We start from the raw sequence: 16230 nt of genomic DNA, 5'->3' as shown, positions 1-16230 counted from the left end.
TCTATGCTCTGGGTTATCGGGGCCACTGTGCTGGCCACCGGCCTGGCACTGTTGTTGTTGCAGAACTTCAAGACACCCGAGAAGTCTATGGAGCGCAAGGTCGAGCATCGCTACGCGGTTTCCGATTCGCAGTTTCGGCGCGAGATGTCTGTTCTGCTGGGCCCGGCGATAGTGGGCGGCAATCAAGTGACTGCGCTGCAAAATGGCGACGAGATTTTTCCATCGATGTTGCAGGCCATTCGCTCGGCACAGACATCGATCACGTTCGAGACCTTCATTTACTGGTCAGGAGACATTGGTGAAGCGTTCTCGCAAGCGCTTTCTGAACGTGCCCGCGCGGGCGTGGCGGTTAGCGTCACCATTGACTGGGTCGGCAGCAACAAGATGGAGCAGTCGCTGTTGGACTCCATGCAGGCCGCGGGAGTGCAGTTGCATCGCTATCGTCCGTTGAGCTGGTACAACATTGGCAGGATGAACAACCGCACCCATCGCAAGCTGCTGGTGGTTGATGGCCGTATCGGGTTCACCGGAGGGGTTGGCATCGCGGATCAGTGGTCTGGCGACGGTGGCGATCCTGATCACTGGCGAGACACTCACTTCCGGATTGAAGGACCCGTGGTGGCGCAGTTGCAAGCGGCCTTCAACGACAACTGGATCCAGACCACTGGCCAAGTGCTGAACGGACCGAGCTATTTTCCAGCCCTTGAGGAGGAGGGCGAGATGGACGCGCACGTCTTCGTTGCTTCGCCATCAGGCGGGAGCGAGAGCATGCACCTGATGTATCTGCTTGCCATCGCGGCGGCCGAGGCGACTATCGACCTGGCGGCATCCTACTTTGTGCCCGACAGGATGTTAATCGAAGCCCTGATCGCAGCCCGCGGTCGTGAGGTTCGCGTTCGCATCCTGTTGCCTGGGCCGCACATCGATGCGGTGACGGTAAAGATCGCTTCCAAGTCGGATTGGGGCGCGCTGCTTGGTGCCGGTGCCGAGATCCACGTCTATCAGCCGACCATGCTGCACACGAAATTGCTGGTCATCGATAACGAGTTTGTTTCGGTGGGTTCAACCAATTTCGACATGCGTTCGATTCGGCTCAATGACGAAGCCAGCCTGAATATCTACAGCAACGATTTCGCCACTCAGATGACCGCAGTGTTCGAGGCCGATCTGCTGTCGGCTGAACCGTATTCCCTTGCTGACTGGAAGAGTCGTCCATGGCGCGAAAAGTTGTCAGAAAAGATTCTCCTACCCATTAGATCGCAGCTTTGAAAATAGGGTTTCTTCCAGATGTCCCCAGGCTGTGGAGCTCATTAATAAGCCAAGCTTGTCAGATAAGGCCGTCACGTCTCTTTGCAATGTAATTTCCCTCCCCCCTGAGGGAAAAATTCAGTCCGGTGTCGGTGTGCCGAGGTACCTCTGAGGTACGTCTCGCGCGCCGAAGGAGTGACTGGCGAAAGGTCACGGCTTAGCGGTCTGGCTTACTGATCTCGTGGCCTATCACGCCGCCCACCGCCGCGCCTCCCACGGTGCCGATAGCGGAGCCTCCGGTGAGCACTGAGCCGCCAACGGCCCCCACGCCCGCACCCACCACGGTGCCCTTGTCCTGCGTCGACATGCCGGAGCAGGCAGCGAGTGACAGCAGTGCCAAGGAAAAGGCAGTGCCAAGAATGAGATGTTTGATGTGTTTCATGATGGCGTCACTCGGGTTAAGAGGCCTTGCTTGCAGCGGGAGTTACCTTGGGAGCGGCGCGGCTACGACGGACCGCCACTCTCAGCATAAGGCATAACGAGAGTGTCATCCGTTTGGTGGCGCACATAGCCTCATGCCGCTTGCATGCCACTTTATTCTGTCGGGACTGGTCAATACCCCACCGTTCTGGTCTAGAATAAGCGAATGGGTCGAGGTGGCGAGAGACGCAATCTGGACCCCAGGCGCATCGCCACCGTACGGAGCGTACGGTTCACGATGTACCCGATACATGCAGGGGGAGCCCCTGCCAGTCACAGTGGTAGACACGATGACGATCATGACTTCCCGAGTCGAGGTGCGCGAGCACTTGGCTCGCGCCTACTGCCCGACCCGTATTCCGGCTGAGGACGAAGCTCGCATCGACGAGATCAAGCGCCTCCTCGAGCTGCACAACGCGGTACTCGTGGCCCACTACTACACCGACGATGCCATTCAGCAACTGGCCGAAGAAACCGGCGGCTGCGTTGCCGATTCGCTGGAGATGGCCCGCTTCGGTGCGCGACACGACGCCGACACCCTGGTGGTGGCTGGGGTGCGTTTCATGGGCGAGACGGCCAAGATCCTATCGCCGGAGAAGCGCGTACTGATGCCCACGCTGGAAGCGACCTGCTCGCTCGACATCGGCTGCCCGGCAGATGAATTCAGCGCCTTCTGCGACCAGCACCCCGACCGCACCGTGGTGGTCTACGCCAACACCTCGGCGGCGGTGAAGGCACGCGCCGACTGGGTGGTGACCTCCTCCATCGCGGTGGACGTCATCGAACACCTGCAGGCCCGCGGTGAGAAGATCCTGTGGGCCCCGGACAAGCACCTGGGCGGTTATATCCAGCAGAAGACCGGCGCCGACATGCTGCTGTGGGACGGCGCCTGCATCGTGCACGAGGAGTTCAAGGCCAAGGGCATCGAGGACCTGAAGGCGCTTTATCCCGACGCCGCCGTGCTGGTGCATCCCGAGTCGCCGGCCTCGGTGGTGGAATTGGCCGACGTGGCCGGCTCGACCTCGCAGCTGATCAAGGCGGCCAAGGAGCTGCCGAACGACAAGCTGATCGTCGCCACCGACCGCGGTATCTTCTTCAAGATGCAGCAGATGGTGCCCGAGAAGACCCTATTCGAAGCGCCTACCGCCGGCAACGGCGCCACCTGTCGCAGCTGCGCCCACTGCCCGTGGATGGCGATGAACGCGCTGGACAACCTGGCTAGTGCCCTGCGTGAAGGCAGCGGCGAGATCTTCGTCGACGCCGAGCTGCGCCTGAAGGCACTCAAGCCGCTGGAGCGCATGCTCAATTTCAATTCCTAAGCTTCGGGCTTCGGGCTTCGGGCTTCGGGTAAAAAGCCCGTGACGTTGTCACGGGCTTTTTACCCTAAACTGCTCGCGGCTCGCGGCTCGCGGCTCGCGGCTCGCGGCTCAGAACTTCTCCATCGTCTCGCGATAGCCCACGAAGTCCTCCCGGCGCTGCTCGATGCGCGCCAGGGCATTGCTGTCGCCGCTCTGTTCCGCCACTCGGCGGGCCACGTCGAGCTGGCGAATCGCGCGCTGAATGTCGCCGGTGAGCTGCATCTGCTCGGCTCGGGCCAGGTGGCCCCAGGCCTCGCGGCCGCTGCGGCCGGCGGCTTCGGCGAGCAGGGTGAAGGCCTGCGGGTCTTCGGGGCGTCGGTTGGAAAGCTCATGCAGGACTCGGTAGGCCTCGTTGGGGTCGCGCTGGAGCAACGCCTCGCCCAGGATGCGAGTGGCCGGCATGTGACCCGGCATCAGGCGCAGCACGCGCCGGCTGCGCTCGATGGCGTCGTCGTAGCGTCCGGCGTCGAAGGCGACCTCGGCAGCACTGACCGGCAGGATGGCCAGATCGGGAAGCTCCCGGGCCAGGGCATCGAGCTGGCTGAGAGCGCTGTCGGTCTGGCCGTGGTGAGCGGCGATCAGGGCGTCGAGATAGCGCCTGGCCGCTGCCGGGGCGTCATCCTGGGCCAGGCGTGTCGCGGCCTGCTGCGGGTCGCGCTGATTTACCGCCAGCAACGCCCGGGCGCGGACCAGATGGTAGATCGGGTCGTCCTCGCGGGGGCGCATGGGCTCGAGCTGCGAAGCGCGGGACTCGGCATCGCTGATGCGCGACTCGGTCAGCGGATGGGTGAGCAGGAACTCCGGCGGGTTGCCGCCCTGCAGGCTCACCTGGCGTTGCATGGCGCGGAACATCCTGACCATGGCATCGGGGTCGAAGCCGGCCTGGGCCATGGTCTGCAGGCCGAGCCGGTCGGCCTCCTGCTCGAAGCGCCGCGAATAGGCCAGCTGGTCCTGGATGAAGGCGGCCTGGGAGCCCATGGCGGCGGCGATGCCGGCGTCGCCGCCGCCGCTGGCGGCGATCAGCATCCCCGCCAGCATCGCCGCCATGGCCGGCAACTGGGTCTGCTCGGCACGCGCCTGGCCGCGTGCGAAGTGGCGCTGGGCCAGGTGGCCCAGTTCGTGGGCCAGCACCGAGGCCACGGCATCCTCTTCGTTGGCGAAGGCGAACAGGCCGGCGTTGACGCCGATGACACCCCCCGGCACGGCAAAGGCGTTGAGTGCGCGGCTGTCTACCAGCGTCACCACGGTACGGGTGTCGGACAGCCCGCTGTGAGGCAGCAGGCGCGATACCAGCGTCTCCAGGTAATCCTGGGCAATGGGATCCTGCCAACTGGGTGCCCGGGCGCGGAACTGACGCAACCAGGCGCGCCCCAGGCGGAACTCCTCGCCGGTCATGGCCTGGCTGCTACCGGTCAGGCTGGGAAGCCCGTAGTCTTCCGTGGCGCTTGTCGGGGCCGGCGCGGTGAGCGCCAGGGTCAGCGCGACGGCACCGGTGGTCAGGCAGGTTCGGGTCTTGCGCAGCATGTGCCAATCTCGTTCGCAGCGGCGGGGTAACCTATCCGACATTGATTCGGCCCGCAAAGTGCCTTTAAATCTCAAGGGTTTTGCGCTTTGTTGCAAGGGCATGCGGCCTGATGTGCATGAGCGTACGTTATTTTTCGGGAGACGACATGGCTGTGCAACCAGATGATGTACTCGATGCCTGCGGCCTGCCTTGCCCGCTGCCCCTGCTGAAGGCGAAGCAGGCGCTGGCCAGGCTCGAGCCCGGCCAGGTACTCGAGATCCGGGCAACCGATGCCGGCTCCTGGCGCGACTTCGAAACCTTCGCCGACAACAGCATCCACGAGTTGATCGCCCGGGAGGAGCGGGGCGAGGTCTACCATTACTGGCTGCGCAAGGGCGAGGAGCCAACCTCATGATTTTGCGTGAGGTCTTCAAGGGCTGGATCGAGCACTACTTCTCCGACGAGGAGGCGGTGATCCTGCTGGTGCTGCTGATATTGGGCTTCGCTGCGGTGATCCTGTTCGGTCGAATGCTGGCACCGTTCCTCACTGCCCTGGTCATCGCTTTCCTGCTGCAGGGGGGCGTCAATGCCCTGACACGGCGCGGCGTGCCGCATCTGCTGGCCGTGATGCTGATCTTCCTCGCTTTCATCGGCGTGCTGCTGGCACTGGCCTTCATTCTGATGCCGTTGATATGGAATCAGCTCGTCAGCCTGGTTCAGGAGACGCCGCGTATCGTCGCCAGCGGCCAGCGCTGGCTGGATGAACTCCAGGAGCGCTATCCCAACCTGGTCACGCCGGACCAGGTGCAGGAGTGGATCGCCGTCGCCGGTCGCGAGCTGACCCAGCTCGGCCAGCGCGCCCTGACCCTCTCGCTGGCCTCGCTGGGCAACTTGCTGGCCTTGATCATCTATCTGGTGCTGGTGCCGATCCTGGTGTTCTTCCTGCTCAAGGATCGCGAGCAACTGGTGGGTTTCACACTCTCGCTGCTACCTCAACAGCGCGCGCTGATGACGCGCATCTGGCAGGAGATGGATGCTCAGATCGCCAACTACGTGCGCGGCAAGTTCATCGAGATCATCATCGTCGGCACGGTGTCGTTCTTCACCTTCGCCTTCTTCGGCCTGCCTTATTCAGCGCTGCTGGCGGTACTGGTGGGCTGTTCGGTGCTGGTGCCCTACATCGGCGCTGCCGTGGCGACCCTGCCGGTGGCCGCCGTGGCGGGCTTTCATTTCGGCATGAGCGACCAGTTCCTCTACGTGCTGGTCGCCTATGGCGTGATCCAGGCGCTGGATGGCAACGTGCTGGTACCGATCCTGTTCTCCGAGGCGGTCAACCTGCATCCGGTGTCGATCATCGTGGCGGTGCTGTTCTTCGGCGGAGTCTGGGGCTTCTGGGGCATTTTCTTCGCCATTCCCCTGGCGACGCTGCTCAAGGCCTTGGTCTATGCCTGGCCGCGAGGAATACGGCAGTACCATGACTCGCTCCAGCCCGTCGAGCTGGAGCAACAGGTCGAGGAGTAAGAGGAACCCGCCGGCGGGTTCCTGGCGAAGTGCCTGCCTGGCTTAATTGCCGGCGTGTAGCGCCTGGGCCGCTTCGAGGACCTCCTGGGCGTGTCCCTTGACCTTGACACCGCGCCACTCGCGGGCAAGCTTGCCTTCGGCGTCGATCAGGAAGGTGCTGCGTTCGATGCCGAGATGTTCCTTGCCATACAACTTCTTCAGCTTGATGACGTCGAACAGTTGGCAGATTTCCTCGTCCTTGTCGGAAATCAGCTCGAAGTTGAACGCCTGCTTGGCCTTGAAGTTCTCCTGAGCGCGAATGCCGTCGCGTGAGGCGCCGAGGATGACCGTATTGGCCGCCTCGAAGTCGGCCTTGCGGTCGCGGAAGTCGCCGCCCTCGGTAGTGCAGCCGGGGGTACTGGCCTTGGGGTAGAAGTAGATCACCACCTGGCGACCCTTGAGTGCAGAGAGGTTGACGGTGGTGTCGCCGGTGGCGGCGGCGCTGAAATCGGGTACCGGTTGGCCGATGGCAAGTGTCATGAGAGGCTCCTTGGCTGGGTGGAAAGCGTTTCATTACACGCAGGCCGACGTGCGCTGTCAAAGAGCGCACGTCGGCCGTGCTGTACAGGCCTGTGCCGCCTGAGTACCATTTACCCTTTGCTCGAGGCCCTGTCGATACGACACCCGAGTGCAGCGTGAGCGGCTATTGCGTAGAGGAAGAGAGATGATCACTGGCAGTATCGTCGCCCTGGCGACGCCGATGAAGGCCAATGGCGATATCGACTGGGAGGCGTTGCGCCGTTTGGTGAACTTCCACCTGGAGAATGGCACGGACGGTATCGTGGCTGCCGGCACCACCGGTGAGCCCACTACCATGTCCTTCGCCGAGCATTTCGACGTGATTCGCGCCGTGGTGGAAGAGGTCGATGGCCGCATTCCGGTGATCGCCGGTACCGGTGCCAACGCCACCTCCGAGGCCGTGGAGCTGGCGCGCTATGCCAGCGAAGTGGGCGCCGACTACTGTCTGTCGGTGTGCCCCTACTACAACAAGCCCACCCAGGAAGGGCTCTATCGCCACTTCAAGGCGGTAGCCGAGGGCAGCCGTCTGCCGGTGATTCTCTACAACGTGCCCGGCCGTACCTGCTCCGATCTCTACAACGAAACCGTGTTGCGCCTGGCCGAGGTCGACAACATCGTCGGGCTCAAGGATGCCACCGGTAACCTGGAGCGCGCCGAAGACCTCATCGCACGCCTCAAGGGCAGCGGTTTCATGCTCTACTCCGGTGACGACGGTACTGCCTGCGAGTTCATGCTGATGGGCGGCAACGGCGATATCTCGGTCACCGCCAACGTGGCGCCCAAGGCCATGCACGAGCTGTGCGTTGCCGCGGTCGCAGGTGACGCCGATCGAGCTCACCAGATCAACACCCGGCTGATGCCGTTGCATACCAACCTGGGCATCGAGTCCAACCCGATTCCGGTCAAGTGGGCGCTGCACCGCATGGGCATGATCGAGGAGGGCATTCGTCTGCCGCTCACTTGGCTGTCCGGCAAGTACCATGCGACGGTGGACGAAGCCCTGCAACTGGCCGGCGTAATCGACGATTGAGGCGGCGTGGAAAGCTCCCGCCGCCCCGATAATCTGACTTGCAAGGTGAATGCATGAACTCTGCGCTGAAATGGATGCCGCTGGTGGCTCTCGCTGCCCTGGCCACTGCTGGCTGTGCCCGCGAAGGCTTCTATGACGATCGCAACATCGATTACGTGAAGGCCCAGCGCAGCGCCCCCCTGGTCCTGCCGCAAGGGCGCAACGAGCAACGTTATCGCGATGCCATGCCGGTACCGGAGGCTCAAGGCAGCCTGCGCACCAGCAGCGAGCGCTTCCACGCGCCCAGCCCGACGCGGCTGGCGTCGGGTGGTGCGGTGGAGCGGGACTTCGTCGAGCGGCGTGAGATCGGCAACGACCGCTGGCTGGTGATCGGTTCCGATCCGGGCATGGTCTGGCCCCAGTTGCAGGACTTCGCCCGCGCTCGCGGCCTGCAGGTACAGGCCAGCGATGACCGCGGCGTGCTGGAAACGGCCCAGGGCCGACTGAGCGTACGTCAGGGGCTGCGTGCCGGCGACAGCGAGGTCCGCTGCGACCAGAACGGGCGCCCTGTGGCAGCCTGCCTCGATGCGCTGGAGCAGCACTTCAGTGCGCGCAGCGCTACCGCCAGTGCCGCGTCGCTGGCTGGGCAGCAGATCGCCAGCGAAGATCGCCTGAGGTTCGAGCAGCTCGCCAGCGGCGAATGGGTGGTGCGCATTCCGCTGGACATCGACCGCGTCTGGGCTGAGCTGAGCCACCAGCTGGAAGCCGACTTCACCGTCGAGGATCGCCGCGAGCTGCTCGAGCAGAACCCGCAGCAGCACGACTTCCTGGTCAACTACATGACCGTCTCAGAGCGTGGCCGTGGCATGCTGCAGATCGTACTGAGCCCTGATGTGCGCCAGATGCCCCAGGAAATCCGCCTGGTACTCGAGTCGGACGGTCCCGAGCGTACCACGCTGCGGGCCGTCAACGAGAGCGAGCGGCGCTTCACCGAAGAGGACGCCCGCGAGCTGCTCGAGCGGGTGTCGGGCCTGCTGCGCTGATGCAGGCAGGGCAGACCATCGAGCCGCCGCCGACCTCGGGCCGGCTCGGCTTCGCCTCGCTCGGCAGTGGCAGCAAGGGCAACGCCACCTTGGTCAGCGACGGCGAAACCTCGGTGCTCGTGGACTGCGGCTTCGGCCTGCGCGAGACCGAGCGCAGGCTGGCGCGCCTCGGCATCCATCCGCGTCAGCTCGATGCCGTGCTGGTGACCCACGAGCACGGCGACCATCTAAGTGGCGTGGGACCCCTGGCGCGGCGACACGGTGTGCCGGTTTATCTCACGCCGGGCACCTGGCTCTCCGGGCGCCTCGGCGAAGTGCCACAGCGCCACTGGATCACACCGCAGTCGCGTTTCGCGGTGAAGAGCCTCGTCGTCGACCCGTTCACGGTACCCCACGATGCCCGCGAGCCGGTCCAGTTTCGCTTCGAATCCCGCGGTTGCCACCTGGGTGTGCTGACGGATCTGGGACACCCCACTGACCACGTCATCGAGGCGTTCCGCGGCTGCGATGCGCTGATCCTGGAGTGCAACCACGACCGTCACATGCTCGAGGTCGGGCCCTACCCACCGCGGCTCAAGCGACGCGTCGGCGGCAACTGGGGGCACCTGGCCAACGTTCAGGCGGCGGCGCTGCTGCAGCGCCTCGGCCTGGACCGTTTGCAGCACATCGTCTGCTCGCACCTTTCGGAACACAACAATCGCCCCGAACTGGCCCTCGAGGCCTTGACGCCACTGCTCGACGGCGACGCATCACGCCTGACGATAGCGGCCCAGGACAGCGGGCTGCATTGGCAGGCGATCACCTGAACGGCCATCCTAATCGTCACGCGTCATCTTTCTGGAGACTCCCATGGAAAAGCGCCAAGAACTCTATGCCGGCAAGGCCAAATCGGTGTATGCCACCGATGATCCCGACCTGCTCGTCCTTCACTTCCGTGACGACACCAGTGCCTTCGACGGCGAGCGTATGGAGTCGCTGGCCCGTAAAGGCATGGTCAACAACCGTTTCAACGCCTTCATCATGGAGAAGCTGGCGGCGGCGGGTATTCCCACCCATTTCGAGAAGCGGCTTTCCGATACCGAGAGCCTGGTCAAGAAGCTCGACATGATCCCGGTGGAGTGCGTGGTGAGAAACATCGCCGCCGGTGGCCTGGTCAAGCGCCTGGGCGTGGAAGAGGGCCGCGAACTCACGCCGCCTACCTTCGAGCTGTTCCTCAAGAACGATGCGTTGCACGACCCGATGATCAACGAGTCGCTGGCCGAGACCTTCGGCTGGGCCACGCCCGAGCAGCTCGCCGAGATGAAGGTGTTGACGTTCAAGGTCAACGAGGTGCTCAAGCAGCTGTTCGCCGCTGGCGACCTGTTGCTGGTGGATTACAAGCTGGAGTTCGGCCTGTTCAAGGGCCGGATCGTGCTCGGTGACGAGTTCTCGCCGGATGGCTGCCGCCTGTGGGACGCGAAGACCCGCGACAAGATGGACAAGGACCGCTTCCGCCAAGGCCTCGGGGGCGTGATCGAGGCCTACGAGGAAGTGGGCCGGCGCATTGGCGTGACGTTCGCCTGAGGCGGGAAAGCACCGCTACGTGCCAAGTAGAAAGGCTCCACAACGCCCTCCTTGCGAGGGCGTCACCGTTTCAGGCCGGAACGATGTCCACCACTTCCATCAACGTGGCCTGCGCCTCCTCGATGACGCGAAAGCGCACGTCGACATCGCGCAGGCGCACGCCGTAGAGCCGCGACTCGGCGCCCTTGCGATAGGCCGGGCGCGGATCCTGGGCGAGCACCTGGCGAATCAGTTCGCGCAGCGAGTCGCCGTCGTTCCGTTCGTTCAGCGCCGCTTCGGCCTCGTCCGAGAAACGCACCGCCAGTTGCGGGGGCGCCTCGGGCGCGTAGCCGGCCCGTGCCTCGGGGCGCGCCTCCGCCCAAGGCAGGTAGGGCTTGATGTCGAGCACCGGGGTGCCGTTGACCAGATCGCAGCCACCCAGCACCAGGCGTACCCCGTTGCGGGTGTCGATCCCGAGCAGCTCCACCAGGGACTGCCCCAACCGGTTAGGCCGGTGAGTGCTGCGGCTGGCGAAGACGCCGACCTTGGCGTTGCCGCCGAGCCGCGGCGGGCGTACCAGCGGCGACCAGCGCTCGGGGCTGTGGTGGAAGACGAAGGTCAGCCACAAGTGGCTGAAGGCCTCGAGGCCGCGCACCGTCAAGGGATCGTCATAAGGCGGGGCGAGAATCAGGGCGGCGCGGGCAGCCGACGCCAGGCCGGGTTGGCGCGGCACGCCGAACTTGTCGGGAAAGTCGCTCTCGATGTGCCCGATGGGCTGCATCGTGTAGCCGCTGGCAGGAGGCGTTGGGCTGGTCATGGCGTTGCATTATGCCTGCCATTGGCCGCAGCGGCGAGCTTGTGTACTCTGCACGGCGAGGCAGACAACGCGAGACACGGGCAGGGAAGATGGAAACGATGACGACGAACGATGCACCGCCTGCGAGGAGCGGTTCGCCGCGGATCCTCTACCGGCAGGCCAAGGCACGTGACGCTGCCGATCAGGCCGAGGTCTTCCACCACGCCGTGATGCAGGGCGCGGCCGCCCATTACAGTGTCGAGCAGCGCAAGGCCTGGGCCGCGACGATGCCAAGAGAGGCCAGCGTATGGGCCGCCCGCCAGGCGCTCTACACGACCCTGTTGGCCACCTGCGACGGGCGCTGCGTGGGGTTCCTGGAGTTGGACATCCCCAAGGGGCATATCCACACCCTCTATGTCTGGCCATCACTGGCGCGGCGCGGCATCGGTTCGACGCTGCTGGTACACGCCGAGCGGATGCTGCTCGAGCACGGCTGCGCGCGTGCTACCATCGACGCCAGCCGCATGCTGGCCGAAAGCCTGCTGCACCGCGGCTGGCGCGATCTCGGCACGGAATGGGTCACGCGTGGCGGCGTGCGCCTCGAACGCCAACGGCTGGAGAAGCGGCTCAAGGCCGTCGAGACCTAGGAAACTCAGGCGTCGCGGAGGCCGGTGATACGCATCGACAGGTCGATTGCCTTGACGTCCTTGGTCAAGGCACCGCTGGAGATGCAGTCGACGCCGGTCTCGGCGATCTGACGCAGGGTCGTCTCGTCGACGTTGCCGGAGGCCTCCAGCGTCGCCCGGCCCGCATTGCGCTTCACCGCCTCGCGCATGTCCTCGAGGCTGAAGTTGTCCAGCATGACGATGTCGGCACCGGCCGCCAGGGCCTGATCGAGTTCGTCGAAGTTCTCCACCTCCACCTCCACCGGCAGGTCGCGGGCGATGCTGCGCGCCTCCTTGACCGCAGCGGCGATGCTGCCGCAGGCGGCGATGTGGTTCTCCTTGATCAGGAAGGCATCGTACAGACCGATGCGGTGGTTGTGCCCGCCACCACAGGACACCGCGTATTTCTGTGCCAGGCGCAGGCCCGGCAGGGTCTTGCGGGTGTCGAGCAGGCGCACGCCGGTACCTGCGAGCAGATCGACGTAGTGGCGCGTGCGGGTGGCAGTGGCGGAGAGCGTCTGCAGCAGATTGAGGGCGGCGCGCTCCCCGGTCAGCAGGCGGCGGGCGGGGCCTTCGATTTCCAGGAAGCATTGCCCGGCCTCCAGGCGATCGCCGTCGGCGGCGCTCCAGTGCAAACTGATGCTGGGGTCAAGGCGACGGTAGATCTCCTCGACCCAGGCCATGCCGCACAGGACCGCGGGTTCGCGGGTGATGACCCGGGCCGTGGCCCACTGCGACTCGGGAATCAGTTGCGCGGTGATGTCGGCAGGGCCGACGTCCTCGGCCAGCAGGTGGGCGGCGGCTTCGCGGATCGCTTCGGCAAGGGCGTCCTGATAATGCATGGCGGGCCTTTTCATGTTCATGGAGCGTCGGGACCGTCATTATAGGGAATCCAGGTCCAGGACGTCAGGGGAACGAGATGAGAATCGAGGAAGGCTGGCTAGGAGGCGCGCGACGGGTGCCATCGCCCAACCAGGACGCACGCCCTCAGGGCGAGGTCTCGGCGGTGGTGCTGCATTCGATCAGCCTGCCGCCCGGCGAGTTCGGTGGCGAGCACATCGAGCGGCTGTTCACCAATTCACTGGATGCCGCGGTGCATCCCTTCTTTGCCGGCATCGCCCAGCTGCGCGTCTCCGCCCACCTGCTGATCCGTCGCGATGGCGAGTGCGTGCAGTTCGTACCCTTCGACCGGCGTGCCTGGCACGCCGGCCGTTCGTGCTGGATCGACCGTGGGCGGGCGCGTCGCGCACTGAACGACTTCACCGTGGGTATCGAGCTGGAGGGCGATGAGATCCATGCCTATCGTGACGCCCAGTACCGGGCTCTGGCCGCTGCGATGAAGGGGCTGATGGTGGTCTACCCTGAGGTGAATCCCGCACGCATTACCAGCCACGCGAGGGTGGCGCCGCTGCGCAAGAGCGACCCCGGCCCCACCTTTGACTGGGCCTATTTTCGCCAGTGCCTCAAGGCGTTGGGGTGAAGAGGGGCTGCGTGCGGCAATATGGGGAGGCATGATCATACGGTAGTTTTATTACATTTCGGGCCTAACCGCGGTAGAACCATAATAGTTGTCGTAACATCTTGTGTTGCCATGCAATGTCCAGTGTGTGGAAAAGAATTCCATTTCTCTGAGATTGGCAGGGAGGTCACTTTACGGTATGTTCTACGCCATTCGTTGTATGCGCTTCTGTAAAATGACTACAACAGCCGCGTCGCGGCCTGACATCCCCTGATCGTCAGCGGTACGACCTGCCCCATGGTCTATCCGCGTGGGGCTACCTGACATCACATTGTCACTCGGAGAGACGTCTATGAGTCTGGAGGCAAGAGAAGATTTCGATCCGGTCGAAACCACGGAATGGCTGGATTCCCTGGAGTCGGTCCTGGATCGTGAGGGCGAGGAACGCGCCCGGTACCTGCTGTCACGCCTGGCTGACCGGCTGCGCCGTGACGGCATGCAGGCACCCTTCTCGGTGACGACGCCGCATCGCAACACCATCCCGGTGCACCGCGAGGCGCCGATGCCAGGTGACTTGTTCATGGAGCGGCGCATCCGCTCGCTGATCCGCTACAACGCGATCGCGCAGGTCATTCGCAACAACCGCGCCAACCCGGGCCTGGGTGGGCACATCGCCAGCTTCATGTCCGCCGCGACGCTCTACGATGTAGGCTTCAACCATTTCTTCCGCGCCCCCAACGGCGATTTCGGAGGCGACCTGGTCTACATCCAGGGTCACGTGGCGCCGGGCGTCTATGCCCGGGCCTACCTGGAAGGACGCCTTACCGAAGCGCAGATGGACAAGTACCGCCAGGAAGTCGACGGTGACGGCCTGTCGTCCTATCCGCACCCCTGGCTGATGCCCGACTTCTGGCAGTTCCCCACGGTTTCCATGGGCCTGGGCCCGATCCAGGCGATCTACCAGGCCCACGTGATGAAGTACCTCGATTCGCGCGAGCTCAGGGAGATGCACGATCGCAAGATCTGGTGCTTCATGGGCGACGGCGAGTGCGACGAGCCGGAATCGCTGGGTGCCATTCACCTGGCCAGCCGCGAGAAGCTCGACAACCTGATCTTCGTCATCAACTGCAATCTGCAGCGCCTCGATGGCCCGGTACGTGGCAACGGACGCATCATCGACGAACTCGAGGGCGTCTTCCGCGGCGCTGGCTGGAACGTGCTCAAGGTGGTCTGGGGCCGTCTGTGGGACCCGCTGTTCGAGAAGGACAAGAAGGGCATCCTGCAGAAGCGCATGGACGAGGCGGTCGACGGCGAGTACCAGAACTACAAGGCCATCGACGGCGGCTACACCCGCGAGCACTTCTTCGGCAAGTACCCGGAAACCGCCGAGATGGTCAAGGACATGTCCGATGAGGACATCTGGCGGCTCAACCGTGGCGGCCATGACCCGTTCAAGGTCTACGCGGCCTACCATGAGGCGGTCAACAACGCCAATGGCCGCCCCACCGTGATCCTGGCGCATACCGTCAAGGGCTACGGCATGGGCAGCGGTGAAGGCGAGGCTTCCATGGAAGCCCACCAGGTCAAGACCATGGAGTACGAGGCGCTGCGCAAATTCCGCGACCGTTTCGGCATTCCGCTGACCGACGAGCAGCTCAAGGAGGTGCCGTACTACAAGCCGGAGGACGATTCGCCCGAGCTCAAGTACATGCACCTGCAGCGTGAGCGTCTGGGTGGCTACCTGCCGCAGCGCCGCAGCGACTTCCAGGCGCTGACGATCCCCAGCCTCGAGGACAAGACCTTCGCTACCCAGCTGGTCGGCTCCAAGGGACGTGAGATTTCCACCACCATGTCCTTCGTGCGCATCCTCAACGGCCTGGTGAAGGACAAGAAGATCGGCCAGCAGGTAGTGCCCATCGTACCTGACGAGGCGCGTACCTTCGGCATGGAGGGGATGTTCCGCCAGCTCGGCATCTATACCTCCGAAGGCCAGAAGTACGAGCCCGTCGACAAGGGCCAGATCATGTTCTACCGCGAGGACAAGAAGGGCCAGATCCTCGAGGAAGGCATCACCGAGGCGGGCGCCATGTCGGCGTGGATCGCCGCGGCGACCTCCTACAGCAACCACAACCTGCCGCTGCTGCCGTTCTACATCTACTACTCGATGTTCGGCTTCCAGCGCATCGGCGACCTGGCCTGGGCGGCCGGCGACCTGCAGGCGCGCGGCTTCCTGGTCGGCGGTACTGCCGGGCGCACCACGCTGAACGGCGAGGGCCTGCAGCACCAGGATGGCCACAGCCACCTGCAGGCGGCGACCATCCCCAACTGCCGCAGCTACGACCCGACCTATGCCCATGAGGTCGCGGTGATCGTTCAGGATGGCCTGAAGCGCATGTTCGCCGACAAGGAGAACTGCTTCTACTACCTGACGGTGATGAACGAGAACTACGAGCACCCCGAGCTCGAGAACGTTCCGGCCGAGGACATCATCAAGGGCATGTACCTGCTGCGCGAGCACCAGGGCGACAAGGGCCACGTGCAACTGCTCGGCTCCGGTACCATCCTGCGCGAGGTGGAAGCGGCGGCCCAAATGCTGGCCGAGGAGTGGGGCGTGGCTTCCGACGTGTGGAGCGTGACCAGCTTCAACGAGCTGCGTCGCGAGGCCCTGCTGCTCGAGCGTGAAGCCTTCATCAACGCTGCCGAAGAGCCGGTCAAGCCGCACGTCACTCGCTGCCTGGAAGGCCGCAAGGGGCCGGTCATCGCGTCCACCGACTACATGCGTCTGTTCGCCGACCAGGTCCGTGCCTGGGTGCCGACTGACTACCATGTACTGGGAACCGACGGCTACGGCCGCTCCGACACCCGCGAGAAGCTGCGCCACTTCTTCGAGGTCGATCGCTACTTCGTGACCGTGGCCTCGCTGAAGGCGCTGGCCGACCGCGGTGAGCTGGATCGCAAGGTCGTCGCCGAGGCGATCAAGAAGTATGGCATCGATCCCAACAAGCCCAACCCGCTGACCAGCTGATCCGGTGGCAAGGCGGGCATGA

16 protein-coding genes are annotated in these 16230 nt (G+C 64.3%); 11 read left to right on the top strand and 5 right to left on the bottom strand.

Going from position 1 to position 16230, the window contains the following annotated elements:
• Positions 1–3 precede the first annotated feature (3 nt).
• A complete protein-coding gene (locus tag ACUY1T_RS05500; RefSeq protein ID WP_446020810.1) occupies positions 4–1269 on the top strand; it encodes a phospholipase D-like domain-containing protein in 1266 nt (421 codons plus the stop codon).
• Between the two features lie 196 nt (positions 1270–1465).
• Here ACUY1T_RS05500 and ACUY1T_RS05495 read toward each other — a convergent pair whose 3' ends face one another.
• Positions 1466–1690, bottom strand: a complete 225-nt coding sequence (locus tag ACUY1T_RS05495) for a glycine zipper 2TM domain-containing protein (RefSeq protein ID WP_446020809.1) — start codon at positions 1688–1690, stop codon at positions 1466–1468.
• Positions 1691–2018: 328 nt separating this feature from the next.
• On the opposite strand from ACUY1T_RS05495, the gene nadA reads away from it, so the two are divergent.
• On the top strand, positions 2019–3047 hold the full coding sequence (gene nadA / locus ACUY1T_RS05490) for a quinolinate synthase NadA (protein WP_446020807.1): 1029 nt from the start codon (positions 2019–2021) through the stop codon (positions 3045–3047).
• A gap of 108 nt (positions 3048–3155) precedes the next feature.
• On the opposite strand, the gene ACUY1T_RS05485 is transcribed toward nadA, so the two are convergent.
• A complete protein-coding gene (locus ACUY1T_RS05485; RefSeq protein ID WP_446020806.1) occupies positions 3156–4610 on the bottom strand; it encodes a M48 family metalloprotease in 1455 nt (484 codons plus the stop codon).
• A 146-nt stretch (positions 4611–4756) separates the two neighbouring features.
• Between ACUY1T_RS05485 and ACUY1T_RS05480 the strand changes: the two genes are divergently transcribed.
• Together ACUY1T_RS05480 and ACUY1T_RS05475 are read left to right on the top strand one after the other, a co-directional pair.
• Entirely contained in the window at positions 4757–5005 is a 249-nt protein-coding gene (locus ACUY1T_RS05480) for a sulfurtransferase TusA family protein (RefSeq protein WP_446020805.1), read from the top strand.
• The gene (locus ACUY1T_RS05475; protein ID WP_263582797.1) at positions 5002–6111 is read left to right on the top strand and encodes an AI-2E family transporter; all 1110 of its coding nucleotides are present in this window, start codon (positions 5002–5004) and stop codon (positions 6109–6111) included. The genes ACUY1T_RS05480 and ACUY1T_RS05475 overlap by 4 nt, the downstream gene beginning before the upstream one ends.
• Before the next feature lie 42 nt (positions 6112–6153).
• On the opposite strand, the gene ACUY1T_RS05470 is transcribed toward ACUY1T_RS05475, so the two are convergent.
• Positions 6154–6630 (bottom strand): peroxiredoxin, encoded by a 477-nt coding sequence (locus ACUY1T_RS05470; protein WP_446020803.1) that lies wholly within the window; start codon positions 6628–6630, stop codon positions 6154–6156.
• A gap of 184 nt (positions 6631–6814) precedes the next feature.
• On the opposite strand from ACUY1T_RS05470, the gene dapA reads away from it, so the two are divergent.
• Genes dapA through purC form a run of 4 tightly spaced genes read left to right on the top strand, consistent with a single transcriptional unit; the run spans position 6815 to position 10284 of the window.
• Positions 6815–7699 (top strand): 4-hydroxy-tetrahydrodipicolinate synthase, encoded by an 885-nt coding sequence (dapA, locus tag ACUY1T_RS05465; protein WP_446020801.1) that lies wholly within the window; start codon positions 6815–6817, stop codon positions 7697–7699.
• Between the two features lie 53 nt (positions 7700–7752).
• Positions 7753–8721: a lipoprotein, NlpB gene (locus tag ACUY1T_RS05460; protein WP_446020799.1), complete on the top strand. Its 969-nt coding sequence runs from the start codon at positions 7753–7755 to the stop codon at positions 8719–8721.
• Positions 8721–9527 (top strand): MBL fold metallo-hydrolase, encoded by an 807-nt coding sequence (locus ACUY1T_RS05455; RefSeq protein WP_446020797.1) that lies wholly within the window; start codon positions 8721–8723, stop codon positions 9525–9527. The genes ACUY1T_RS05460 and ACUY1T_RS05455 overlap by 1 nt, the downstream gene beginning before the upstream one ends.
• A gap of 43 nt (positions 9528–9570) precedes the next feature.
• A complete protein-coding gene (gene purC / locus ACUY1T_RS05450) occupies positions 9571–10284 on the top strand; it encodes a phosphoribosylaminoimidazolesuccinocarboxamide synthase (protein ID WP_446020795.1) in 714 nt (237 codons plus the stop codon).
• A gap of 70 nt (positions 10285–10354) precedes the next feature.
• Here purC and tsaA read toward each other — a convergent pair whose 3' ends face one another.
• The gene (gene tsaA, locus ACUY1T_RS05445) at positions 10355–11080 is read right to left on the bottom strand and encodes a tRNA (N6-threonylcarbamoyladenosine(37)-N6)-methyltransferase TrmO (protein WP_446020793.1); all 726 of its coding nucleotides are present in this window, start codon (positions 11078–11080) and stop codon (positions 10355–10357) included.
• Between the two features lie 89 nt (positions 11081–11169).
• Between tsaA and ACUY1T_RS05440 the strand changes: the two genes are divergently transcribed.
• Positions 11170–11706 (top strand): N-acetyltransferase family protein, encoded by a 537-nt coding sequence (locus ACUY1T_RS05440; protein WP_446020791.1) that lies wholly within the window; start codon positions 11170–11172, stop codon positions 11704–11706.
• Between the two features lie 5 nt (positions 11707–11711).
• On the opposite strand, the gene nadC is transcribed toward ACUY1T_RS05440, so the two are convergent.
• On the bottom strand, positions 11712–12566 hold the full coding sequence (gene nadC / locus ACUY1T_RS05435) for a carboxylating nicotinate-nucleotide diphosphorylase (RefSeq protein WP_446021593.1): 855 nt from the start codon (positions 12564–12566) through the stop codon (positions 11712–11714).
• Between the two features lie 77 nt (positions 12567–12643).
• Between nadC and ampD the strand changes: the two genes are divergently transcribed.
• Together ampD and aceE are read left to right on the top strand one after the other, a co-directional pair.
• Positions 12644–13204 carry a 1,6-anhydro-N-acetylmuramyl-L-alanine amidase AmpD gene (ampD, locus tag ACUY1T_RS05430; protein ID WP_446020789.1) on the top strand — a complete coding sequence of 187 codons (561 nt, stop codon included), beginning with the start codon at positions 12644–12646 and terminating at the stop codon, positions 13202–13204.
• A gap of 331 nt (positions 13205–13535) precedes the next feature.
• On the top strand, positions 13536–16208 hold the full coding sequence (gene aceE / locus ACUY1T_RS05425; protein ID WP_446020787.1) for a pyruvate dehydrogenase (acetyl-transferring), homodimeric type: 2673 nt from the start codon (positions 13536–13538) through the stop codon (positions 16206–16208).
• Positions 16209–16230: the final 22 nt, after the last annotated feature.

The organism is Billgrantia sp. Q4P2 (assembly GCF_052806135.1).
Note: the sequence above shows the minus strand (reverse complement) of the source record. Positions and strands in the feature narration are given on the sequence as shown.